This is a genomic window from Flavobacterium sp. KH_001, from assembly GCF_057840745.1.
On the sequence record NZ_CM174520.1, the window covers coordinates 4,589,063 to 4,615,000 of the forward strand.

Here is a 25,938-nt window from a genome sequence, read left to right on the forward strand (position 1 = left end):
TAAAATGAGTTATTCAAAAACGGATCTATTACACTTAAAAGATTTTTATCATAACCAATTATTAACTGACACGGTGCCATTTTGGTTTCCTCATTCAATTGACACAATTCACGGTGGTTATTTATTGATGCGAGGTCAAACTGGTGATCTTATTGACGACGATAAATCGGTCTGGTTTCAAGGGAGAACAGCCTGGCTTTTGTCAACGCTTTACAACACAATTGAACCTAAACAAGAATGGTTAGAAGGTGCAAAATCAGGAATCGATTTTTTAAATCAACACTGTTTTGATACTGATGGAAGAATGTTTTTTCATGTAACCCGTGACGGAAGTCCGATTCGTAAACGCCGTTATTATTTTTCTGAAACCTTTGCCGTAATCGCAATGAGTGCTTATGCAAAGGCCAGCGGAGATGACGTAATCGCAGAACAGGCGCGTCATTTATTTGGGGAATGCATCAAATATTCAAGTACACCGGGATTGTTAGAGCCCAAATATACTGGTGAACGTCCTGCAAAAGGAATTGGATCCCCAATGATTATGATTAATACGGCACAGCAGGTAAGAGAAACAATTGGCGATCCACGCTGTGACGAATGGATTACCAAATGGATCGCGGAAATTGAACGTGATTTTGTAAAACATGACATTCAATGTGTGATGGAACAAGTTGCTCCTGATGGCTCCATAATCAATCATATTGATGGACGAACCTTAAATCCAGGTCACGCCATTGAAGGTGCATGGTTTATTTTGCATGAAGCAAAATATAGAAATAACGATCCTCATTTGATTGAATTGGGTTGTAAAATGCTGGACTATATGTGGGAACGCGGTTGGGATAAAGAACATGGCGGAATCTTATATTTCTGTGATGTTTATGGTCAGCCAGTTCAGGAATATTGGCAGGATATGAAATTTTGGTGGCCTCATAATGAAGTAATTATTGCAACATTATTAGCCTATACTATGACCGGAGATGAAAAATATGCAACATGGCATAAAATGATTCACGACTACTCTTACAGCAAATTTCATGACAAAGAAAACGGAGAATGGTTCGGGTATTTACACAGAGACGGAACTGTTGCTCAAACCGCAAAAGGAAATCTTTTCAAAGGACCTTTTCATTTACCTCGTCAGGAATGGTATTGTACACAAATATTAAATGAATACTTAGGAAAAAGCTAAAGTATTGCTATCTTAATTGTCTGTTACCCGATTCCATTTGCTTAAAATTTTATGCTTATTAACCAATTTTAACCAAATATCAAATTATGAAAAATTTATTACTCTTATTTTGTTCGTGTTTTATGTGTTTATATGGTGACAGTATAAAAGCACAAAGCGGTAAGGTTTTAAACCTTGATGGAATATCTACTTTTATGACGGTAACAGACCATGCGGATTTAGACTTTGGCTCCGGTCAAAATAAAACGATAACCTGTTGGATAAAAACGACAACTGCTACAGGTACACCACGAATTTTTGCCAAAAGAAACGGAGCTTCAGGAAACGGATATGAATTCTGGACAGGTAATGGCTCAAACGCAGGAAAATTTGCCATGAACATGAGTGGTACCGGAACTCCCAATAATATTAGTTCTGCAGGATATTCTGCAAACTCTATTGCTGACGGAACCTGGCATCACATTGCGTTAGTAATTGATGCATCAAGCAACAGAACAATGTACGGTTATGTTGACGGCGTTTTAGCTAATACAGGCAAAACTTTTACCTCTGTTACTTCTGATTTCTCAAATGCTTTAAATTTTATTGTGGGAGCGACTTCAGATTCTGGTAATAGTTACAAATGGACGGGTCAGATCGATAATGTTCGCATTTGGAATAAAGCCATGACAGCGACACAATTGCAGGCTGATATGACGGCAATTGTAAATGCAGCAGCAACAGATCTTTTAGCTGCCTGGAATTTTGAAAACATAAGTGGTACTTCAGTTCCTGATGTTTCCGGAAATAACCATCCTGGAACTTTAGTCGGATCTCCTACCACTTCAAATGCTTTTCCAATGATTCTATCATTAGATGGCGTAAATGATTATATGTCTGTTGCAAATCATGCTGATTTTAATGTAGCAGCTGGTCAAAATTTGACGATAACCTGCAAAATCAAAACAACAGATTTTTCAAAACGTATCCTCAGTAAACGCCCAAATGGCTCAGGAATTGGATATGAATTTATTAATAACTCCTCTTCTGGCGGAGGGCAATTCGGAGTTAATCTAACAACGAGTGCGGGTGCTGCAGGGCCTCCTTACGGAACATCAAATATAGCAAACAACATTTGGCATCATTTGGCAATGGTAGTAGATGTTACCTCTACAAGTTGCAAGATTTATGTGGATGGTGTTTTGCAACAAACAAAAACTACAACCAATATTGGCGGTACAAATACTGTTTCTAACACAGGTGATTTATTTTTTGGAACACTAAGTAATTTTGCTTCTTATATGAACGCCCAAATAGATGATATTCGATTTTGGAATAAAGCCATGACGGCAACAGAAATTCTTACCGATAAAACAGCAACAATTACGGGAACAGAAACCAATTTAATTGCAGCCTGGGATTTTGAAAATGTAAGCGGGACAACCGTTCCGGATATTTCTGGTCATAATCATCCGGCTATATTAAATAATGGTGCCGCAGTAATTGCACAGACAAATGAAATGCAAATCAATTCAGTATCCTTAGTTCAAACCGAATTACCAACTGGAATTGGTGATTTAAACCAACGAATTATCGCTGTGAAAGCCTCGGTAAGTGGTACTATAAATCCACTTACGGTAAGTGCTTTAAAATTTACGATGACAGGAACTACGAATATTTCTGATGTTACGAATATTAAAATTTACACTAGTGGAGCTGCTTCAATTTTCAATGCTTCGACGGCTACTTTGTTTGGGAATATAGCTCCGTCAGGCGGAAATTTAACTGTTAATGGATCACAAGTTTTAACTTCAGGAGATAATTATTTTTGGATAACCTATGATGTTTCAAATACGGCAATCGAAGGAAATTTATTAGATGCGACTTGCGAATCAATAATAGCAAACGCAATTACTTACAATACAACTTCAAATACAGTTACCGGAAATCGTGTTATATTATTAGCCAATACACTTTTATTTACTCCTGGAGATGCGGGATCTTCAAATTATCGTATTCCGGCAATTATTACTGCAGCCGATGGTTCATTAGTAACTGTAACAGATAAGAGATGGAACGGTGCAGGGGATTTAGCTGCTAAAATTGATCCGGTAGTCCGTCGCAGCACAGATAACGGTAAAACCTGGTCGGCACCATTAACTATTGCCAATTTTGGAGCTGCAACCGGGGCGGGCGATGCCGCTTTAGTTTTAGATAAAACTACTGGAGAATTATTATGTCTGGTTTCTGCCGAAAAAGGTTTTTTCGCTTCTACAAATGCAGCTCCAGCTAAAGTTTTAGTCATTCACAGCACTGATAATGGAATAACTTGGGGAACTCCAGTTGATATTACAAGCCAGATTTATGGTCCAAATCCAAATTGGAAAGGCCTATTCGTAGCTTCAGGAAGAGCACATCAATTAAGAGATGGAAAAATTGTTGCTGCCATTGCGGTAAGAGAAAATGTATCAGGTGTTGAACATATTAATAATTACATGATCACAAGTGCTGATCACGGGATTACCTGGACAGCATCCACAGGAAGAGCAGAATTAGATGGAGATGAAGCTAAAGTTGTTGAATTGAACAATGGTAATATTATGATGAGTATTCGTAATTCAGGTACACGTCGTTTTAATATTTCTACCAACAAAGGGGCTAGTTGGGGAACTGCATATAACCAATCCAGCATAACTGATCCTAACTGTGACGGCGATTTTATACGCTACACTTCTACCCTTGATGGCTATGATAAAAATCGTTTGCTGCATTCAATTCCGTTTTCAAACAGTCGAAAAAATGTCAGCGTTCAAATGAGTACTGATGAGGGAACTACTTGGAGTGCACCAAAAACTATTTTTGCCGGAGCTTCAGCTTATTCCAGTCTTACAGTATTGTCAGACGGAACTATTGGTATCTATTATGAAAATGGTGAAAGTTCGACCTACCAAATGTATTTTGTTCGTTTCAGTTTAAATTGGTTAACGAATGGAACTGACACTTTTGTTCCTTTAGAAAATAGTTTTTCTGCTAAAAAGAAAAAAATTACCGAAAGTAATGAAGAACAAAACTTCAGTATTGATCTAAATCCAAATCCTGTTGAAGATTTAATTAGAATTAGACTTAACAATGCGAAAGGCAAAGTAAACATAAAAATATTTGATCTTTCAGGTAAAATAATCCGAAAAGAAACCCTGAACTCGAATGAAAAGGAAATCTTTTTTTCATTGGGAGATCAGGCTAAAGGAATTTATCTGCTAAACATAAACGATTCAAATACTACAATTAGCAGTAAAATAATAAAGAAATAAAATTGCAAAAAATGAAAAAGGCGATTATCAACGCGACCGTGCATACTGGTAAAGAAATAATTAATAACGGAGTCATTATAATTGAAAATGGAAGTATTCTTTCTGTTCAAAAAGAGGTTCCAAATGATATTGAAACGATCGATTTACACGGAAAACATATTGCAGCAGGCTTTATTGATATTCAGATTAATGGTGGAGAAAGACTTTATTTTAGTCAGACTCCTACCGAAGAAGCGATTCAGGATATTTATGATGCGAGTTTAAAATATGGAACAACTCATGTACTTCCTTGTTTAATTTCATCATCTAATGAAACGATTCTTAAAGGAATTGAAGCTGTTCGTCAATACATGAAAAAACATGACAACGGCGTAATTGGAATGCATTTGGAAGGGCCTTTTTTGAATCCGTTGAAACGTGGTGCACATAGTATTGATCAAGTTCGAAAACCAACGAATGAAGAGCTTGAAGAAATTATTAAACTTGGAAAAGAAGTTATTAAAGTCATCACAATTGCTCCTGAATGTTTTACAGAAGAACAACTGAAAATGCTGCTTGAAAGTGGTATTCAAATATCGATTGGACATTCGACTGTTACGCATAAAGAAGCACAGCATTATTTTTCTAAAGGAATAAAACTGGTGACTCATTTATTCAATGCAATGACACAATTTGGTCATCGTGAACCTGGTTTAGTTGGTGCCGTTTTTGAAAATGAAAATGTTTATGCTCCTGTTATTTTAGATGGTGCTCATTGTGATTATGCAGCTGCAAAAGTAGCTCATAAGCTAAAGCAGGATAAATTCTTTTTAATTAGTGATGCTACCTTTTTAGGACGAAAAGTAGAAAACTTTAAATGGGATAATTTTGACGCCCATTTAGAAAATGGCTTTTATAGAAATGAAGATGGGAATTTGGCAGGAGCTACAATCTCAATGGCAGAAGCAGTTCAAAATGCATTTAACCACTTGAATGTTTCGGCTGATGAAGCTATAAAAATGGCAACTTCTCACGTAGCGAGTGCAATTGGTTTAGAAGATAAATTCGGAAAAATAAAAACTGGATTTCCGGCAAGTTTTGTTCAGTTTAATGATGATTTATCTGAAATAGAAACATTAATTTTTTCAAAAACTACAACAACTATTTCCTAAAATGATCAAAGAAAAAATGCTCCCGATTACCAATAAAATTAAAGAATTTAAAATCATTTTTGCCGGAATATTATTTTCCTTTTTGTGGGCCTCTGCCTCGACTGCAACCAAAATCGGATTGCACTCTGCTCAGCCTTTTGTGATTTCTATTTTCAGATTTTTAATAGCCGGGAGCATTATGCTTTTTATTTCACATATTGTAATGGCAAAACGATTACCGCAGAAAAAAGAATGGATTCAAATCAGTATTTATGGTTTGTTCAACATTACTTTTTATTTGGGTTTGTATGTCGTTGCTATGCAAAAAGTATCTGCCGGTTTGGGGAGTCTTGCTGTTGCAACTAATCCTGTTTTTATTGTTTTGATCTCGGCGATTTGGTTATCCCATAAAATCAAATTCAAAAACATACTTAGTTTGATTCTTTGTTTTATAGGTGTTTTTTTAGCTGCCTATCCTTTACTACAAAGCAGCTTTGCAACTCCCTCTGGCATACTTATTTTGGTAATGAGTATGATTGCTTATTCACTAGGAACCATTTATTATTCAAAACAAAACTGGAGCGGATTACATATTCTTACAATCAATGGGTGGCAAACCATTATTGGAGCTATATTTCTGCTTCCAGTTTTATTTCTAACCTATCAGACAAATAAAAACACTTTTGACAGTGATTTTTGGTTTTCTACTACCTGGCTGGCAATTGCAGTTTCTATTGGTGCCGTTCAGTTTTGGCTTTATTTATTAAAAATTAATCCAATAAAAGCTTCTTACTGGCTTTTTCTCTGTCCTATTTTCGGTTTTATAATTGCCTATTTTATCGTACAGGAGCCATTAACTTTATATACCTTATTTGGTGTTCTTTTCGTAATAATTGGTTTATATACAAGCCTTACTTCTAAAAAAACTAAACCAAACAAAATTAATATGACCAAAAGGTACTCTTCATAAGTTTGCTTTTTCTTTATCGTTAATTTTATTATTATCTCACTTTGATAAAAAATCTGTTTTTCAAATATATCACCACTCTTTAGATCGGTTTATCTTTTCGAATCCAAATTAAACTGACCGATTTCTGTACCATTATCTTTGAACATGGTTAAATTCATTTTTTTTGAAGTAGCCTCAACTCTGGTCAAGGTTCTTGTTCCTGTTTCAGGACCTCCTCCAATAGCAAAATGATACGAATGCTCCTCATTAGGGGCATACAATCCATATTCGTGCGTATGTCCCGCTATAAATAAATCTATTTTATACTTTTCGAATAAAGGCTGAAAAAGTTGTCTGCAATGCAGAGTCCCATGCGCATCATCAGAATGAAAATGTGGGATATGCATCATCACCACACGAAAAGGTGCTTTCTTAAAAGCTTTACTTTTCATTTGGCTCTCTAACCAAATCGCTTGTTCTTCTCTATAATGATCAAAATCAACTGCTCCGCCATAAACAGGATGTGAATCTTCTTTGTCTTCACCAGTATCTAAAACCATTGTAAAAACGGGTCCAATCTGAAAAGAGTAATATTCTCTGTTATCATAATTATAATAATAATCATAAAGATTCCTTGAGAATTCTCCTCTGGTTTCATGGTTACCTCTAACATATAAAAAAGGCTTTTCAGTTGAAAATATACTGCAAGGGTTCAGCAAATGATTGACAACCTGAGTTTCATCAATTTGATAATCAAACATATCTCCGTTTAAAAAAACAAAGTCATACGGTTTGTTCTGATTGATAGCCATCAATTCTCCAAATGATTCCGGTCGATCATGCAAATCATTTAAAACTAACCAGGTGACTTTTTCGGCCTTAGGATCCAACGTTGTAAAAGAATAGGTTTCACTTGTGATAATTTCTCCAAAAGTCATTTTATAGGGTTGAAACTTTATAATTTGTTTTGAAAAAACTTTATAAAAATATCGTGTATTCGGTTTAAGATCTTTTAATTCTACACAATTTATCTTAGAATGAGTATTGAGCATTCCGTTTATAACTTGTTGTGCTTTTTTGCCTAATTTTTCAGTTTCACCAAATTCTACCCAATTCAAACATTTTAAATTTGTTAGCCACATAATGGTCATACTGTCTACTCCTGGTGCTTGTAAATAAGGCTTAGTCAAAAAAGTATGAGATCCTTCTGCGGAGGAAACAACTGCGTCTGTCGTGTTTGCAAAAGCAGATAAAGGTATTGCACTTGCTGCCATAGCTCCAGTTACTCCTGCAATGGATTTAGTTAGAAAAGAACGACGTGTATTATTTGCTTTCATAGATTTACATGGTTTCAATTAAGTAATTGCAATTATCTTTAATATTCGTAAATGGTTAATGTAGTTATCCTATTCTTTGCCAAAAAAGACAATGTCCTTTATGGCAACTTTACTATTCTCCGGTTGCACATCTTCTATTATAATTTTAATAAATTTCCCTTTCACAGACTCGTGCAATACAGGTTTGTAATCCTGTCCTGATGTTTTTCTTTGCTGGATTACATTAGTCCAATCGGTTCCGTTTTCAGAAATAGCTACACTATAGGTATACCAGTCGCTGTCTTTTCCCCATATAAATCGGCTTCCTTGCAGATTATATTGTTTTCCAAGGTCTATTATTAGTTCTACTGGCTGTGAACTATTGCTAGCAGCCCAAACCGTTGCAGTATTACCATCGAGTAGATTTTCAATGCCTTTGCTCTGCTCTTTTGGAGTCACTAATATTTTTGCTGTTGTAACTTTTAATTCTGATGGAAGTACCACTCCCTGAGATACCAAATCTTCTGTATTAATTTGAGTCGAATCGGATTCGGCTATCCAGTTAGCGTGCTGACCGTCTGTTGCAAAGGTTCCTGTAAAAGGCAATGTATTTATTGCACTCTGTGCAGATTTCAATCCTGTACAACTGGCAGTTACTTCAATTCTTCCTTCTTTTAATGAGGTGCGAATCATTCCGTATCCAATACCGCTTTCTGTTTGTTGATGAGCAATGCTGATACGAGAATCATTAGCACCTATTAATTTTCCATTTCCGGAAACCTTTAGGTTAATTTCAAAGGATTCCATAGGGTTTACATTTGAAATAACTGTTCCGTTCTTATCACATACTTTAACATAAAAAGGAATTATATCCGAACTATCGGCTATTGGATTAACCCCTTTAGTAGCCCATTCTATTTCAAGATGATCTGGTGCTTCAGGAGTTTTTACGATGTGGGTAGATACTACTTTTCCGTTAAGAATACCCTGAGCCTTTAGTTCTCCTTTTTGATAATGGTCAGTCTTGAAAAGAAAATATGGGCTGCCTCCTTTACCTGCTACAAATGGGGCACTTTTTGCATTCTCTTCTCTTGTAATTTCTTTGATAAAAATACTATTACGATACAGCCTTACTTTATCACAATTGGAGAAAACCACAATATCCTTGTCCAGATCAGCACGGTTATTATAACTTGCTATGAAAACCATAGGACCGTAAGTTGGATTTCTGGCATCCTGCATCGATTGAAGCTGGTAATAGCCAAACTTCTCGTAGCGGTCAATATCTACCACACCACAAAAGGCAGTTGTCATGTCAGTTCCTCGGGCAACATCATTAAAACTCCAAAGAAAATATCCTCCAATTCGTGGATTTGCATCAAGTCTTGCATGATCCCAATAGCCGCCTTCTTCTTCGAGCATTGTTCCATTAAGAGCATTTTGCCTGAGCAGACATTGGTTAATTAGTCCTTTTTCAGTATAAATTCTTGAAGCTCTAAGTCCATCTTCCTTAGCTGGATCTGCAATCCATGTATCTCCCCATTCACGCGTAAGCGATGGCATCTCGGGCATAGGATCTGTTGCATTTTCATTAATTACCTTGTAACTTACGTCATAGTATTTTTTTCCTTTCGCAAAAAAATCATCAGCAGTAAACATTTGATTGTTTGGCATTTCCTGATGTGCAATTGCTACGATGTCTTTTGCCCAATAATCTGGAGTTGGAGATTCATTTAGCGAAGTTTCCCAAAGAAAGATACACGGGCGATTGCGATCGCGTCTGATCATTTCTCGTACGTTATCTTGTGTACGGGTTATAAAAACTGCATCTTCATTATAAAATTGCCAACTTGGTTCGCATTCAATTACCAACAATCCGATTTTATCACAAGCATCTAAAAAATCTGGTGATTGCGGATAATGAGAAGCTCTAACGGAATTAAAACCTCCTTTTTTTAATTGAAGCGCATCACGATACTGCATAGAAGCAGGAGCTGCATCTCCAATATTTTGATAGCATTGGTGTCGATTTGCTCCTCTGAGATACAATTTTTCTCCATTAATGTAAAAACCATCCGTTTTTCCTGTTGGGGATTTAAAAGCTATTGACCGAATTCCTATTGGAGTCGTTTTTTGATCTGTCAGTTGTGTATTGTTGTAAATTTGGGTAACCAAATCATACAGGTAAGGATGGTCAGGATGCCATAATTTTGGTTTAGTTACAACCAGTTTTTGTACAAATTCTTTATCCTCCCTTACCATTTCGTTAGAACGTGAATGGGCCACTTCAATACCTTCTTTGTTTCTGATACTGTTAACTACGATAGTCTTAACCACTGCTTTACTTTGGTTAACAACATGCGTTTTTACCTGAATTTCGGCTACTGCTTTGCTGACTTTGGGAAAAGTGACAAACAAACCACCTCCTGCAATTTTATTAGCTTCTAAAGGATCTGAAATATATAATGTATTGGTTATCGTGAGAGATACATTTCTGTAAATTCCCCCATAATAATAAAAATCTAGTTTAGACTGCGGCCTTCCCGGAGGTGTTAGAGGATCATCCAGACTGGAAACCCTTACTGCCAATACATTGTTTTCGTTAAACTTAACTTTATCTGTAATATCAATCACAAACCCAATATAGCCTCCGTAATGTGTAGTTAACTTTTCGCCATTGAGATACACATCGCAGTTTTTTTGAACGCCATCAAAATTGAGGGTAATTCTTTTTTGGGAAGCCGGTTTCTCTATTTTAAAATATTTTCGGTACCAGCCTATTCCCTGAAAAATAGCACCACCTCCACAGTGTTTGGTTTCCAAACGCATGGTATGCGGAATAGAGACTCCTAGCCAATTTTTATCCTGAAAATCTATTTTTTCGGCATCCTTGATATCACCTCTAAAAAAAGCCCAATTGCTGTTTAAATTTAAATTTATTCGGGAATTTTCTTCAGATTTGACCGTTTTATGGAAAGCCGTTTTTTGAGCAAATCCTGCTGCGTTAATCAGTAAGAAAAGCATAGTAAACACAACTAAATATCGCGTGATTTTTAACATGATGTTTTTTAATTTTTATAATTAAATAATTCTCACACTATATCCCTGGAAAAAGATCGTTGCTAATGTAGACCTGATAGTCTTTTATCCGTCCATTAGGGGAATCTTGTCGGGGAAGAAATTTCATTCCGCCTATATTCTTAATACTTCCCAAATCAATTACGATCTGATGAGGAAAATCATCACTGGTTTCTGAATATTGTGTGTGCCAATACGTAGTGCTTTGTAAATCAAATATGTTATCTGACCTTCCATCTCCACTATCAACTTCTTCACTATCGGCATATACTATTTTCCATTTGGTGCGCGGAATTTCTTTACCATTTTGATCCAAAAGATATAATTCTGCTAAGCTCGCATACGGGCGTTTATCCTGATGCCCATTTAGTGCCTCCAGGCAGAAATAACGTCCCTTTGTATTTTTAAATTTTACTTCCTGCCATTCAATTGACGCTTTCGCTTGTCCTTTAAATACAGGAGTCATCGCATTCATCTGCAATTTTTGATTTTCTTTTTTATGCTTTGTCATGACAAGAGAAGGATCTAAGGCATCTAATATTGGAAGTTCCATCCCGGATAAGACATTCTTTGACGGTCCTACATAATCTAAAACGATCACTTCATTATTTCCTTTTTTTAACCAGGGTCCACAAACATACATTGACTGTGTTGGGCCAATATTCCAAAATCTTCCCAGACAATGTCCATTAATCCACACTAAACCTTTACCCCAGGTACTTACATCAAGAAAGGTATCTCCTGTTTCCTCCAGAATAAAATTTCCTTTGTGAAAGGCTGGCATTGTAGTATTTCCTGTTTTAAATTTTAAGTATTTTGGAGTCTCGTCATTACTTAATGCAATTGGAAATACTTTCCAGTTGTATAAATCCGTGATTTTTCCGTCTTCTCCTTTTAAAAATACTTTTTCTGTAATTCCTTTTCGATCATGCAGGTCGCCACCATAATTTACGCGACCGGTAGCTTCAATCAAAATATCCAAAACTGCTCCCTTCTTAGTAGCGGGTATTTTACAGCTGTTTTCTTCTTTTCTTCTGTCCAGAGTTGCTATTTTTTTTCCATCGATAAAAATCAAAGCAAAATCGTGTACTTCTTTTATACTTAGTGTGGTTGCTTTTCCTCCTTCTAATGTGGTTCTGTACAATATGCTTCCGTATCCCTGATTATATTGTTCCATATTTTGAGGAACTTTATCCTGTATAAAATCAGGAAGATTTGAAAATAAAGGAGCAATTTCTGTTGTTGCAAATTCTGGTATTTTGATCACTTTGTTTCGTGCAGGCACATCAGGTAATGTTTCTCCTTGCTGCAAATATCCTGAGAAGAGCTTGCGTAACGCGTAGAATTTTTCAGTATCCCAACCTGCTTCGCTAATCGGCGCGTCATAATCATAACTTGAGGTTTGTGGTAAATAAGGAGGACTATTAGCACCTGTCCACATGCCAAAAGTAGTACCGCCGTGCGCCATGTATATACTAAAAGACGCTTTGTTATCCAGCATATATTTTATCTCTTTGACCACATTATCTACGGAACCTGTATGGTGCTTGGTTCCCCAGGAATCAAACCAGCCCGGATAATATTCTCCACACATTAAAGGGCCTGTAGGACGAATTTCTCTTAAGGATTTAAAAGCCGACTCCGGATTTCCTCCAAAATTTACAACACTGAAAATATCATCTCTTACATCGCTTTTTAATTGTGATGGACCATCACAAGTAAAGAGTGGTACTGTAAAACCAGCTTCTTTTAGAAAATCTCTTATTTTTCCTAAATATTCTTTGTCATTTCCGTAAGAACCATACTCATTCTCTACCTGAGTCATAATAATGTTTCCTCCTTTATCGATCTGATGTGGTGCTAAAACCCTACCAACTTCTTTTAAATACAAACGGCAACGCTCTAAATAATAAGGATCTTGCGTACGGAGTTTGATATCTTTCTTTTTAAGTAACCACCATGGAAAACCTCCAAAATCCCATTCTGCACAAGCATATGGACCCGGGCGCAAAATAACATATAACCCTTGCTTTTGTGCCAGCTTACAAAACGCTGCTGCATCGGCCATTCCATCCCAATTGAATTTGCCTGGTTCAGGTTCATGCACATTCCAAAACAAATAAGCACAAACGGTGTTGAGTCCCATTGCTTTTGCCATTTTCAAACGGTGCTCCCAATATTCTCTGGGAATTCTTGCAAGATGCATTTCACCACAGCGAATCACATATGGCTTTCCATTAAGCATAAAATCATTTACTCCTATTTTAAAATCTGTTGGCTGGTCAGTTGACAATTGACTCTTCGGAAGATTTTGAGATGATGCTATTTGTATGAATAGCAAGGATAAAAGCGCAATTAAATTTTTCATCATTTTGTTTTATTTTGATCTTATATTCTTTTAAACCTATTAACTACCTATTTCAATTAATACTCTTTTATTTCCATTCCCTTAATTACAGCTCCATTTTCAGTTTGGCGCAATCCAAGAAGCAGCACATTCTTTTTGTTTTTTTCAAAATGCAGCCAACACTCCGGTAAATAAAATTCCCGCTGTGGACCAGCTTCCCAGTGCCTGCCTATATTATGCCCGTTCAGATACATATAACCATTTCCTGATGCATTTATCAAAAGACGCCATGTAGTTTCTGGATTTACATTTGGACCAAGTTCAAACTCTACGCTGTACCAGGTTACCAAACCAGTTGGATTTGTCTTGGTTAGCACTCCCTTTGCCTTTCTTACTACTTCAGAAGTACTATCAAGGCTAACTTTTTTCCATTTTGAAGTCTTGAATTCTTCTTTGGTGAAACCTTCAGTAATACCTGCCAAATCTTTAGCGATTTCCCATTGTAACGGATAATTAATTTTAGAAGTAGAATCAGATAAACCGGCACTTTTGATACCTGCCAATTCTTCCATTGGCATATAACCGTGGGCATGTCCCAAATTTTCGTAAACAACTACAATTTCATTATTTCCTTCTTTTAATAAACCTGATGTATCAAATTGGTTGTCAAAAACATCTGATCCAATACGAATAAAACAGTCTCGGGTTGGCCAGGATTGTGCATCAGCTTCATTAGGAGCTATTCTTTTGGCTATTTGCCCATTGATCTGTGCATTAACAATATCACGAGTAAACATATTGAATAGCAACTTGTTTTGACTTGCAGCCTGAGCAGCTGTTAATTTAATATTGGCTTTGTAATAACAATATCTAAAATCGTTAACCCCAATTTCTGATAATGCTGTTGCTGGCTTCAAAGGTTGCCATTTTGCTTTTGCCAATGGATCCTCTAACACTTTTGCTTTAGTGACACGTATACTTTTTGGAACTGAAACAGATTTTGTCTTCTCAATGTTTTTTGGCCACCATTCCCCTTGAGAAGCCGTTTTACCTGGCGCAATTACAAAAACTTTGGCATCCAAATCGTTTAATTGGTAATCGACGTCAAAGGAAGGAATACTAACAGCTTCATTTAGGTTAGCATTATTAGTGTGGATTAATACTTTTTCGCCATTTTGGTTGATGTTATAAAGAGGTTCATCGTCTTTACTGATCTTTCCGGGTGATAAGGTAACTTTACCTGAAATGGCATTTTTATCATCGATATTGTGAAGAAAAACGAATTTTGTTCCATCAGGAGCAATACGTACTCCTCCAAAAAGGTTTTTAGGTGCGGGTTTTCCATCAACATCTAGCTGGCACGGTCCTCCTTGGGATTGCATCAGCTTAGTTCCATATAATTTTATAAAATCACCAATTTTTTGGGAAACATAATACTTTGCGCTAAGTGCTCCATTTTCTCTAATAGCCGCATTATAATCATAGGAAGTAGTCATTCCGCGTGCACCCCATCCATCAAAATGAGTGCCTCCGTAAAACATATAAGCATTTAATCCTGAAGCTCCGCCTAACAGACTCATCATTGTAATGGCCTTATAGTGGCGGGCATCCGAATAATTTTCTTCGCTAAGTCTCCCGTTAACCAAAGAAAACCATCCTCCCTGAAGTTCAGTGACAAATCCGGGTGAATCACTTTGTTTGTTTCTAAGATCGGCCATTCGTATAGCACAACTTGGCGCTTCATTAAGACCTACGTAATAATTATCACTATCAAAAACTTGCGACAACTCAGGATCTTTACTGCTACGACATTCTTCTGTTAAACAGGTAAACATCGGTACATTGATACCATTCTCTTTTACAGCTTCATATAAGCCCTTAAGTAAGACTTCTTTATTGGTAGAATCGTCATGATTGTATTCGTTCTCAATTTGAAATAAAATAATACCTTTTTCTCCTTTTGCCTTTTTTGTGATCTGCTCGTTAGCAACAGCCTTACAAACAGCCTTGTACCAATGCTGGGACCATTTGATATGTTCAGGATCAGAACTTCTTAACCAAAATTCTTCTTTACCAGGGGTATATTTTGCCAGCCATTGCGGATACCCTCCTCCCGACCACTCGGCACAAATAAAAGGACCGGGGCGAACAATTGTATAGAAACCAAATTCTTCGTGAGCCATTTTTAGCCAAGCCATCAAATCTGTAAAGTCAAATTTTGAGTAATCATCAATATTAGCAGGCATATCACGTTCGTGCCAATTCCATGGGACATAGGTCTCCACGGTATTGAATCCGGCTTCTTTTATTTTTTTAAAACGATCTCTCCATAATTCTTTTGGACAACGGAAATAGTGGAAAGCCGCGCTATAAGTAAAAAATTCTTTTCCTTCAATGATCATTCCTTTTGCGTCGTAACGAATACGCTCTGGATTAGAGAACTTTTTTGGGATTAATGCTTCGCTTTTACTGCTCTCAAATGCATTTTCATTATCAAAGTGAAACCAGTTAAAATCGGCGAATCCGTTAATACCCGTTTTTGTGGTACTAAAATTAAATAAAGCAAAACGATTTGCAGTCCAATCCAGACCCAGACCCATTTTTAAAGTGTTTCCAATGGATTGGAATTTTTTCCCATCTGTACTGTACTCGAAAGTGGCAATATAGTCTTTATGAGAGACATTGGCTTTAAGCCAAATGGTATTCCCAGTAAAATGGGTTGAAGCAATAATGGTATCATTATTTACCATCACTAAGTTTCTTTGTTTCCCTTTTTGTTGGACAGCTACGTACGCATAAGGCATTTGAAAAATACCAAAGCCCGCTACATTTCCGTCCTTGATACCACTCACATTCATTTCTACAGTACCTGTAGAATAGGGCCCTTGTACCCTTTGTGTCAAAGTGTTTCTGGCTTCATAAAGTCTGGAGGCTTGAGAAGCTTTCAAACGCATATAACCTTTACGTTCTTTTAGTGACCATTTTTTATGATCAGGATTGTGATTCCATTGCCATTGCAGGCCTAGTGTAGGAGTATTGAATTCATCGGAAGTTGCAGGAACTGTGATTGGGGATGCTTTTTCTACATTAGGCTTTTTATAGTTTTCCACGCCTTTACCATCTACGCCCAACATCGGCCATCCATCTACCCAAGTAACGGGTTCCAGATTAGGAGTACGACCAATTGGCCCTCGATCCTGCATAATGATAAACCACCAGGAACCATCTTTTAGCTGTACCATTCCACCCTGATGTAAACCATTTCCCGGATAAGTATGATCGTCGTTAATTATTACCTTGGATTCATAAGGACCATAAATATTATCTGATCTCAAACAAACCTGTCGCCCTTTTGTACCTCCAGTAGAACCTAAGATATAATATTTACCATTGACTTTGTACATATGTGATCCTTCTAAATAAGGATAATCACTATTATTGTAGATTTCTTTTTGAGGTGTTTTAACCGATAAAGCATCAGCATTTAATTCGGTTATATAGAGTTTTTGTTGTCCATGTGCCACATACACTTTTCCGTTATCATCAAAAAACAAACCCGGATCATATAAATATTCAGGAAAAATAGTTCTCGTCCAGGGTCCTTTTATATCCTTGGCAGTGCAAATTGAAAAATTGCCTTTTTCCTTATCCCAATTTGGTGTACAAAATCCAACATAAAATAATCCATTGTGATGACGAATGGTGGCAGCCCAAGAGCCTCTGAGATATCGGTCCCCATTTTGCAAACTATAACGAGAATCTTCATTATATTGATCCACGGCATAACCGGCCATCTCCCAATTTACCAAATCATTCGATTTTAAAATAGGACACCCTGGAACATAATGCATACTTGTAGACACAAAATAAAACTCATCATCTACACGAATAAAATCCGGATCGGGCCAATCACCCCACAACAATGGATTTTTATAGGTGCCATCATTATTATCTGCAGTCCATATTTTTGATGTAGTTTGTATTTGTGCTGTAAGTATTGTTGCCTTTGCAAAAAAAAAGAAAAGCAATAACAAGAGTACTTTTTTCATATGTTTAAAATTCATTAAAACAACTGTAGATAATTAATTTACCTAACTTTTATTTTTTTTACTGCCTATATTCCTTAAGAGATAAATAATTTTAAAAAAATTAACTGTAAATAAAAAAGAGGAGCCTGAGCTCCTCTCTCAACCAATCCAAAATCAAGGGTATCAAACCACAATAAACATTAATAACCTGGGTTTTGCTTTAGATTTTTATTGATATCAATTTCTTTCTGTTTAATTGGTAACAAATAATGCTTAGGATTTGTAAAGACACGTATGGTAACTTCTTTTACAGTATTAGGTTCCAAAGTAAGCTCGCCGTTTTCAGGATTAACAGACCCTTTTAAAATACCTTTCACCGTTCCAGGCATCACTTGCTCAGCGATTTTCCAACGTCTGGTATCAACAAATCTTAATCCTTCAAACGCTAACTCTACTCTTCTTTCTCTGCGTATTAACTCACGCATTTTTGTTTGATTATTATAAACTGTTTTATCAACATTTGGCATTCCAGCTCTGGTTCTAATCTTATCGATAGCATCATATACCGATTGGTCAATTTGATTTAATTCAATTTTAGCCTCTGCATAAGTTAATAAAACCTCTGCATATCTAATTACCATTACAGCTCCACCAATATTATCTATATCTGTCCCATAATCAGTTCCTCTATAATCATCAAGATTAGCGATGTACTTTTTTAGATTATAACCTGTTTGTGATGTATTATCTCCTACCAAATTATAATCATCATCTCCTTGATAAGGGTCAAAATAAGACCCCATGTAAAGAGATCCCGGTCTTATAATACTCATATCCAAACGAGGATCTCTGTTTTTATAAGGTTGTAATGGGTCATAGGTTGCATCTTCTGCAATTGTTTTACCATTAATGGTTTCATAAGTATCAACCAGTGCCTGAGTTGGCGCATAAGAACTCCATCCTCCCTGTGACTTAGGAGCGTACGCAATTGGGTACCAATCAGCATTAAGATCTTTTAGAGCCTGGCAATTAAGCAATGTTTCTTGATTGTCATGGTTAATTGGTCTGAAAAGCTCCTGAAAATTATCAAACAAACTATAATTAAAAGGTGCTCCCATTAAGGCTTCACTAGTAGCAGCTGCTCCAGCATAATCCCCTTCGATTAGCTGAATTCTGGCTTTTAGTCCAAGTGTTGCTCCCCTGGTGATACGCCCAGCATCTGAAGCTGGATAACTAACTGGTAATAAAGGAGCAATTTCATTTAGTTCTTTGGTAATAAACGCAATCACTTCTGCTTTAGGAGTTCTTGTAACGGTATTCGATTCACTCGGAGTCAATGAGGTTAAAACCAAAGGAACATCACCATAATAAACACTCATCTTATAATATTGATAAGCTCTTAAAAAGCGAACCTCAGATTTCATTCTGTTTTTTAAATCTTCGCTCAAAGAAGAAACAGGGGTTTTGTCAACATTACTTAGAAACCAGTTACATCTTTGGATGGTTTTGTAATTCCAAAAATTTGGAAACCACTCATCACCAGGACTAATTAGTCCGGAAGCCATCGGTTCATATCCATCCCAGCCAAATTGATCAAAACCGTTGTCTGTAAAACAATCATCACCAATAATCGTTGACCCGAGTTCCCATCCGGCATAACAACCATTTAAAGCCGCGATAGCATCGGCTTTTGAAGACCATAATGAAGCATCGCTATAAGAATCCTTTGGAGCTCTCTCCAAAAAGTCGTCCTGACAGCTTACTAAAAGAATAGCCGTAAAACTTATAAAAAGAAATATTTTCTTCATAACTATATTGTATAAAAAGATCTTTAATTAAAAATTGATAGTAAGTCCAATTGAATTTGTAACCACTTGCGGATAACTATAAATACTTGCCGAAGAACCAACTTCCGGATCTATCCAGGAATAGAACTTAGTGAAAGTCAGAATATTTTGACCTGTGTAATAAATCTTGGCATTAACAACACCGAGCTTTTTATTTAAACTCTCAGGAAAATTAAAGGCTACTGTTAGCGCTTTCAAACGTAAGTAAGATGCATCTTTTACCCAAAAAGAAGATGGAGTGCTTTCCGGATCATTTTGTTTATAAGATGTCCAAAGTCTTGGGAAAGAAGCATCTGGATTATCAACAGTCCAGTTATCTAAAAATGCAGAGGTAGGCTTAGAGCTTGTCCCCCCAATTTGACCAATCATGTTCGATACGTTTGCTTTTACACCTGCTGCTCCTTGAAAAAATGCAGAGATTTCAAATGTTTTATAAGTTGCTCCTATGTTAAATCCATAAGTAGTTTTAGGGAAATAGGTGCCTAAATACGTTCTGTCACCAGAGTCAATCTTACCGTCGTTGTTGATGTCAGTATATTTCAAATCTCCGGGAGCTGTATTTGAACCTTGCGTGGCATGATCTAATACCTCTTGTTTGCTCCTGAAAATCCCCTCTGCTTTATAACCGTAAAGAGAATTAATTGGGTAGCCTACATCCTGGAAAGTAGAACTTCCGGAACCAACGATCGGGCCAACACCTTTCAAATCAGTAATTTTATTGTCAATATAAGTAAGGTTAGCACCAAAATCAAGGTTAACTTCTCCAATATTGGTATTGTACTTTCCGGAAAATTCCCAACCTTTATTAGACACAGACCCAGCATTTACAACCGGAGCACTCAAACCATATACTTCACCAACCGGCAGAGTCATCAAAATATCATCGGTAATTTTAGTAAAATAATCAACTGTAAATGACAGTTTATTATTAAGGAAAGAAAAATCCAAACCGAAGTCGGTTGCTGTGGTAGTTTCCCATTTTGCATTAGCATTGGCTCCATTATTTGGTGCAATACCAGCTGCTAAAGACTGATTAAAAGAATAATTTTGTCCAGATTCAACAGTTGCATAAGTTGGATAGTAATTAGTGTTTGGTTGATCACTAGAGTTAGCTTGTTGGTTTCCTAATTGGCCCCACGAAGCTCTAAACTTCAATGAATTAACTACTTCCTTTATAGGTTCAAAAAATTGCTCGTTAGAAATATTCCATCCCGCAGAGAATGAAGGAAATGCTGCCCATTTATTATCTCCCGCAAAACGAGAAGAGCCGTCGTATCTGTAATTGGCTTCAAATAAATAACGCTCATTGTAATTGTAATTGAATCTTGCAAAATATCCCAGTAAAGCCCAATCATTAGAATATCCTTCTGTTTTTTGTCCTGCAGCAGGTCCGGCATTTATTTCTGTTAACTCATTATTTAAGAAATCCTGACGATAAGCCGACATAAATTCATAAAGACTATACTCTTTGGTTGCTCCTCCTAAGAAACTAAGATGATGTTTCTCTCCCAGGTTCAATTTATAATCCAATAATGCCTGAACGTTATAATAAGTACTTTTATCTGAAGTTTGATACAACTGATTAGGTCCTTGGGTTTTGGTTAAAGCTCCTGTTGTCTGGCTAAAATATTCGATTTTTTCCATGAATTGCTTTCTTTGGCCCGAAGTACCACGATATTGCAATGCTGGTCTAAAATGCAAATTTTTCACAATTTCCCAGTCGGCACCAAAATTTGCTGTAAGTGTATTTGCTATGGTCTTGTTTTCAGAACCTGAATCCAGCCAAGCCATTGGATTTCCATCCCCAACATAGCCATATTGACCATTTGGATATTGATTAACTACCGTGTTAGAAATACGATTAAGTAACTTTAGCATCGAACTAAAACCAGGTGCATAAGAACTTATTGGTTCCACAGTAGGCATATATTGGTAAGCTATATTTCCGCTGATACTGAACCGATCACTAACTTTTGTATTGATATTAAATCGGGTTGATACTTTTTGACTTCTTAATCCGTCTACGTTACCATTTTGATCAAAATACCCCATAGAGAAAGAGTACTGTGATTTACCGTCTCCCCCGCCTATACTAAGATAATGATTGGTTTGTATCGCTGCACGTTTATAAAACAAATCCAGCCAATCAGTATTAGGATAGTTATATGGATCGCTACCGTCTTTTAATTTTTGGATTTTATCAGCACTCCATGGTAAGTTTGCAATGGCAGTCCCTTCATTTAACTTGGCTTGGTTAAACATTTCTGCTTGTTGCCAGGAAGGTAAATAATCAGGTAATGGTCCCAAATTCTGAACTCCCATATTGGATTCGAAATGAACCTGAACCCCTCCCTTTTTTCCTTTTTTGGTTGTAACCAAAATTACACCATTTGCCGCTCTGGAACCATAAATTGCAGAAGAAGCAGCATCTTTTAATACCGTTACATTTTCAACATCAGAAGGATTTACTTCACTCATGGTAGCGATCACTCCATCAACAACAACCAAAGGATTACTATTATTTAAGGTTCCTATTCCACGTATTTTAATGGCGGCTCCATCTTTGCCAGGCTGTCCATTTGTAGTGGTAACAGTAACTCCCGACATAGTCCCTTGCAAACCAGTCGTTAAGCTAGTAATTGGTCTGTCTTGAAGCGCTTTCTGACTCACAGAGGCTTGTGCACCTGTCAGTGTCTTTTTCTTTTGAGTTCCGTAAGCAACCTGTACCATAACTTCGTCTAATTTTTGTCCTTGTGCAATCAAAACGACAGGCAAAAAATCACTTGAAACTATTACCTCCTGAGTTTGCATTCCCATAAAGGAAATAATCAATATACTATTAGAAGATGGTACAGAAATACTAAAGCTACCATCCATATCAGTTTGTACCGATGCTACTCCGTTTTTTACTCTAACATTTGCTCCTGGAATAGGTAGACCAGCTTCATCAGTTACTTTTCCTTTAACTTGCTTTTCTGCGGATTTCAAAGGGAGTACTTCTTTTATTTTCTCTACTTTAGGAACAAACGAAATTGTTTTTCCTTCGATAATCCAGGTGACAGGCTGGCCTGCAAAAGTTTGTTCTAAAACTTTCTCAATTGGAGCATTTACTACATTAAGAGAAATGGGTTTAACATTTTTCAGGACTTCAACGTCATAGAAAAAAACATAATTTGTCTGATTTTTTATGACCGATAATACTTTCTTAATCGCAACATTCTTTCCTGAAAAAGTAATGTTTTGTGAAGATACTGCTGCCGAAACTTGAAAAGTAAGGGCAATAACCAGTATGGATGTTAATTTCATAACTTTCCAGGTTTTTGATGTCAGCCAATAATTCTTTGGCTGGGATTTTGGTAATAATTTCATACTTTCGTAATGGTTTTGGTTAATAATAAATTCTCCATGCTTGCTTGGCTGGTTTATCTATTTATTTTTCCATAACTGTTCTGTTTTCAGAACCTAGCCAGCAATGCTTCCAACATCTGCTGGCTTTTTTATGGACAATAAATACATATGCTATAAATAGGGTTTCCCCATTGTAATCTAATCAGGCATTACCCTTAAAATCTTTCCCTCGATTTTGAAATGAACTTTATTCTTTTCTAAAATTTTTAATACTTGCGAGAGCTTTAAATCTCTTTGTATTTCTCCTTCAAATGCTCTTGACGGTACCCCTTTTTCAAAAACAACATCCACATCATACCAGCGGCTCACTTGTCGTAAAACTTTTTCAAGGCTTGCATTTTCAAAATAAAACAAACCGTTTTTCCACCCCATTACCATATCCATGTTCACATTATTGTTTACCGAAATAATTCCTGATTTTTGTTTTATAGCCTGTTGTCCCGGTTTCAACAGTATCTTTTTACTTTTTTCGGTTATTAACACGCTACCTTCCAAAAGAGTAGTATTTACTGTCTCTTCATCCTGATAAGCATTTACATTAAAATGAGTCCCCAATACATTGACTTGCATATCATTTACCAAAACTCTAAAAGGCTTTGTTTTATCTTTGGCTACTTCAAAATAAACCTCTCCTGTTATCTTTACTTTTCTTTCGTTTTCACCAAAAGAAGTTGGAAAAGTAATTGATGATGAAGCGTTGAGCCATACTTTTGTACCATCTGATAATTCCAGATTGTACTGATGCGCTCTTGGTGTAGTCATGGTATTGTATACCACTTCGGCATTTGCACCTGAGGTATACACTACCCCACCATTCTTTTTTGAAACAGTTGTATTGTTCTGATTGGCCAACAAACCGTTCCCTACACTATCCAAAACTATCTTAGAGCCATTAGACAACGTAAGTATCGCCCCAGTTTTACCAGGCTTTTTATCATGTGTTTCTTTTGACGCGACTGCTACTGACATTCTATTGTTTTTTTGAAAAACATAATAACTTCCAAGTCCTACTACCAAAAGTACACTTGCCGCAATTACAATTTTTCTCCAATTCAACAGATTAAAAACAGTAGGATCTTCATTCTCTGTCTTAGAAGATTTCTCCATTTTAATTTTTAACTCCTCTATAAATTTTCCTGTGGCTTCAGGACTCACTTGAGAGATTTCTACAGAATCATAATTTTCCCGGAGAATTGTATTGAGTTCTTGTGAATACTTTGGATCATCAAGCATTGAAAGTAGCATTTCTTTTCCCTTAGGGGTAATCTCTCCCGAGACAAACTGCTCCATAAGTTCTTTAAACAATTCTTCTTGATACATAAATAAAATGATTTTGTAGAGATCTAAAAAGGACTCCAATTATAAAGACGAGGATTCAATACCAAAGTGGCAATGAAAAATGAAAATTTTATGAAAAAAAATATGAGATAAATAAAAATAACATGATTACATAGACATTATATTGACTATGTAGGTGTTTTCTAAGAAAGTTTAAGGCTTGTAACAAGTGCCAACGCACAGTTCTGGTTGCTATACCGAGTTCTTTACTAATATAGTCCGTATCTCTTCCTTCCATTCTACTTAACAGAAAAACAGAGCGTCTTGGCTCTTGCAAAAGTGCAGCGCCATCGTTTATTATTTCAATCAATTCTTTAAACTCATATTGTTCATCAGGATTGAAAAATAGCTCTTGCAATTTTTCTCCTTTTAGTGAATCTGTTTCTATCAGTTTTTTCCGAATATGACTAATGATCAAATTTCGACTCACTATGAAAAGATAATTATTAAAACAGTTTACCTCTGCTAACTTTTCACGTTTATCCCAAATCTGAATAAAGACATCTTGGGTTAATTCCTCAGCAATCGGATATGATTTTACAAAGCTGAGTGCATGCTGTAGTACCTTCTGCCAATATTTTTCGACAAGTCGGGTATATATCAATTCATCTCCCTCTGCCACTTTTAATAAAAGAGCAGGTTCATTTAGTAAAATTAACGGGGGGTGAATTTTGGTCACAGCATATTTTTTTAATGAAATATGAGCAAACATAATTAAAAAATTTACACTTAGAGACAAAAAATAAAAAAAAATGTGCTCGAACACATAACTATTCGCGATGGAAATTAGCTTTTTAGAATTTTTACGGAAAAAACAATTATTGATTCAATAAGCGTTAATTTCATTTTCTTTATGAGAATACATTCAATACTATACAAATATTACCAACTTATCTTTTGTAAGAAAGAAAAAAAATAATGATTTTAGAAGTCCTATACTTTACCGGCTTATTGTCATTTACAAAAGTAATAATCTTACAAATATATGATCCAATAAACTTAACGAATTCATGTTTTAAGAATACATCACGAAGAGTCACTATGACCAATTGGTTATACTAAAAGGTTATGTACAAAATTGAATAATTACAAAATGAAATCAAAAATCAATATAATGGACTTCTTTTTCTACTATTTATATTGAGATCTAGATTATAACAAAGTTTAATATTGAAAAGTAAAGTTGTTGGCACGCCTAGAACATATTTTGCCTCTATTATCATAGAAAATATTAAAGAATATTATACAGATTTATGGAAAGGTATTATAGCCTCAGATACTATAAAACATCGTAAATATCTAAAAAGAACCGTTCAACAATAAAATATACTTTCTTATATTGTCAATTAAGATCATCTTAAATACTTTGATGGTTTTATTTACTAATACAAATAACCATACAGAAAATCTTTATCCAATAAAAATTAAAGAGAAAAGTATTTCTTATTGAACTCCAACATTGCACTTTTGAGATTAGTTAATCAGGCTTTTTAATAGCTCTTGCCAACTAGAAACTATTTTATGGATGACTTGATCATTTTTTGAAGAAAAGAAGTAAAACAAAAAAAAATTGCATAAAAAAAGCCCTTTCAAAAAATTGAAAGGGCTTTCTTGTACTCAGAGCGGGACTTGAACCCGCACGAACATTGCTGTTCACTGGATTTTAAGTCCAGCGTGTCTACCAATTTCACCATCCGAGCATTATGTGGTACCTCCAGGGATCGAACCAGGGACACATGGATTTTCAGTCCATTGCTCTACCATCTGAGCTAAGGTACCTTTAATACTTTTAAAAAGTATAAATAAAAAACCCTACCATTTGTATCAGATAGGGTTTTAAAAAGAAAGGCGACGACATACTCTCCCACATAACTGCAGTACCATCTGCGCAGGCGGGCTTAACTACTCTGTTCGGGATGGGAAGAGGTGAGCCCCGCCGCAATAACCACCTTAAGGTCGTTTTGCAATGGGTGATTAGCTTTAGCTAGTCAACATTACAGAATATCTTAACATAC

Annotated in this window: 12 protein-coding genes, 2 tRNA genes and 1 rRNA gene; 4 read left to right on the forward strand and 11 right to left on the reverse strand. The window is 36.1% G+C overall.

Features of this window, described 5'->3' with window-relative positions:
- Positions 1 to 4: 4 nt before the first annotated feature.
- From AC3ITQ_RS19540 to AC3ITQ_RS19555, 4 genes are all read left to right on the forward strand, one after another.
- On the forward strand, positions 5 to 1,192 hold the full coding sequence (locus AC3ITQ_RS19540) for an AGE family epimerase/isomerase (RefSeq protein ID WP_489235804.1): 1,188 nt from the start codon (positions 5 to 7) through the stop codon (positions 1,190 to 1,192).
- 86 nt (positions 1,193 to 1,278) lie between these two features.
- Positions 1,279 to 4,482: a LamG-like jellyroll fold domain-containing protein gene (locus AC3ITQ_RS19545; protein WP_489235805.1), complete on the forward strand. Its 3,204-nt coding sequence runs from the start codon at positions 1,279 to 1,281 to the stop codon at positions 4,480 to 4,482.
- Between the two features lie 11 nt (positions 4,483 to 4,493).
- Positions 4,494 to 5,633 (forward strand): N-acetylglucosamine-6-phosphate deacetylase, encoded by a 1,140-nt coding sequence (gene nagA, locus AC3ITQ_RS19550; RefSeq protein WP_489235806.1) that lies wholly within the window; start codon positions 4,494 to 4,496, stop codon positions 5,631 to 5,633.
- A 1-nt stretch (position 5,634) separates the two neighbouring features.
- Positions 5,635 to 6,582, forward strand: coding sequence for a DMT family transporter (locus AC3ITQ_RS19555; protein ID WP_489235807.1), 948 nt, complete (start codon positions 5,635 to 5,637; stop codon positions 6,580 to 6,582).
- An 89-nt stretch (positions 6,583 to 6,671) separates the two neighbouring features.
- Here AC3ITQ_RS19555 and AC3ITQ_RS19560 read toward each other — a convergent pair whose 3' ends face one another.
- From AC3ITQ_RS19560 to rrf, 11 genes are all read right to left on the reverse strand, one after another.
- Positions 6,672 to 7,898, reverse strand: coding sequence for a purple acid phosphatase family protein (locus AC3ITQ_RS19560; protein ID WP_489235808.1), 1,227 nt, complete (start codon positions 7,896 to 7,898; stop codon positions 6,672 to 6,674).
- 69 nt (positions 7,899 to 7,967) lie between these two features.
- Positions 7,968 to 10,937, reverse strand: coding sequence for a glycoside hydrolase family 2 TIM barrel-domain containing protein (locus tag AC3ITQ_RS19565; protein ID WP_489235809.1), 2,970 nt, complete (start codon positions 10,935 to 10,937; stop codon positions 7,968 to 7,970).
- Positions 10,938 to 10,974: 37 nt separating this feature from the next.
- The gene (locus AC3ITQ_RS19570) at positions 10,975 to 13,326 is read right to left on the reverse strand and encodes a beta-galactosidase (protein ID WP_489235810.1); all 2,352 of its coding nucleotides are present in this window, start codon (positions 13,324 to 13,326) and stop codon (positions 10,975 to 10,977) included.
- Positions 13,327 to 13,379: 53 nt separating this feature from the next.
- Positions 13,380 to 17,351, reverse strand: a complete 3,972-nt coding sequence (locus AC3ITQ_RS19575) for a beta-galactosidase (RefSeq protein ID WP_489235811.1) — start codon at positions 17,349 to 17,351, stop codon at positions 13,380 to 13,382.
- A 179-nt stretch (positions 17,352 to 17,530) separates the two neighbouring features.
- Entirely contained in the window at positions 17,531 to 19,138 is a 1,608-nt protein-coding gene (locus AC3ITQ_RS19580; protein ID WP_489235812.1) for a RagB/SusD family nutrient uptake outer membrane protein, read from the reverse strand.
- Between the two features lie 27 nt (positions 19,139 to 19,165).
- Entirely contained in the window at positions 19,166 to 22,546 is a 3,381-nt protein-coding gene (locus tag AC3ITQ_RS19585; RefSeq protein ID WP_489235813.1) for a TonB-dependent receptor, read from the reverse strand.
- A gap of 177 nt (positions 22,547 to 22,723) precedes the next feature.
- Positions 22,724 to 23,905, reverse strand: coding sequence for a FecR family protein (locus tag AC3ITQ_RS19590; RefSeq protein ID WP_489235814.1), 1,182 nt, complete (start codon positions 23,903 to 23,905; stop codon positions 22,724 to 22,726).
- Positions 23,906 to 23,993: 88 nt separating this feature from the next.
- Positions 23,994 to 24,635 carry an RNA polymerase sigma factor gene (locus AC3ITQ_RS19595; protein ID WP_489235815.1) on the reverse strand — a complete coding sequence of 214 codons (642 nt, stop codon included), beginning with the start codon at positions 24,633 to 24,635 and terminating at the stop codon, positions 23,994 to 23,996.
- Positions 24,636 to 25,537: 902 nt separating this feature from the next.
- A tRNA-Leu gene (locus AC3ITQ_RS19600) sits at positions 25,538 to 25,623 on the reverse strand.
- A gap of 6 nt (positions 25,624 to 25,629) precedes the next feature.
- Positions 25,630 to 25,702 (reverse strand) — tRNA-Phe (locus AC3ITQ_RS19605).
- 64 nt (positions 25,703 to 25,766) lie between these two features.
- Positions 25,767 to 25,876 (reverse strand): 5S ribosomal RNA (gene rrf, locus AC3ITQ_RS19610).
- Positions 25,877 to 25,938 lie beyond the last annotated feature (62 nt).

Excerpts from the sequence above, each read along its gene's own strand:
- AC3ITQ_RS19540 (WP_489235804.1), top strand. The coding sequence starts at position 5 with ATGAGTTATTCAAAAACGGATCTATTACACTTAAAAGATTTTTATCAT.
- AC3ITQ_RS19545 (WP_489235805.1), top strand. The coding sequence starts at position 1,279 with ATGAAAAATTTATTACTCTTATTTTGTTCGTGTTTTATGTGTTTATAT.
- nagA (WP_489235806.1), top strand. The coding sequence starts at position 4,494 with ATGAAAAAGGCGATTATCAACGCGACCGTGCATACTGGTAAAGAAATA.
- AC3ITQ_RS19555 (WP_489235807.1), top strand. The coding sequence starts at position 5,635 with ATGATCAAAGAAAAAATGCTCCCGATTACCAATAAAATTAAAGAATTT.
- AC3ITQ_RS19560 (WP_489235808.1), bottom strand. The coding sequence starts at position 7,898 with ATGAAAGCAAATAATACACGTCGTTCTTTTCTAACTAAATCCATTGCA.
- AC3ITQ_RS19565 (WP_489235809.1), bottom strand. The coding sequence starts at position 10,937 with ATGTTAAAAATCACGCGATATTTAGTTGTGTTTACTATGCTTTTCTTA.
- AC3ITQ_RS19570 (WP_489235810.1), bottom strand. The coding sequence starts at position 13,326 with ATGATGAAAAATTTAATTGCGCTTTTATCCTTGCTATTCATACAAATA.
- AC3ITQ_RS19575 (WP_489235811.1), bottom strand. The coding sequence starts at position 17,351 with ATGAAAAAAGTACTCTTGTTATTGCTTTTCTTTTTTTTTGCAAAGGCA.
- AC3ITQ_RS19580 (WP_489235812.1), bottom strand. The coding sequence starts at position 19,138 with ATGAAGAAAATATTTCTTTTTATAAGTTTTACGGCTATTCTTTTAGTA.
- AC3ITQ_RS19585 (WP_489235813.1), bottom strand. The coding sequence starts at position 22,546 with ATGAAATTATTACCAAAATCCCAGCCAAAGAATTATTGGCTGACATCA.
- AC3ITQ_RS19590 (WP_489235814.1), bottom strand. The coding sequence starts at position 23,905 with ATGTATCAAGAAGAATTGTTTAAAGAACTTATGGAGCAGTTTGTCTCG.
- AC3ITQ_RS19595 (WP_489235815.1), bottom strand. The coding sequence starts at position 24,635 with ATGTTTGCTCATATTTCATTAAAAAAATATGCTGTGACCAAAATTCAC.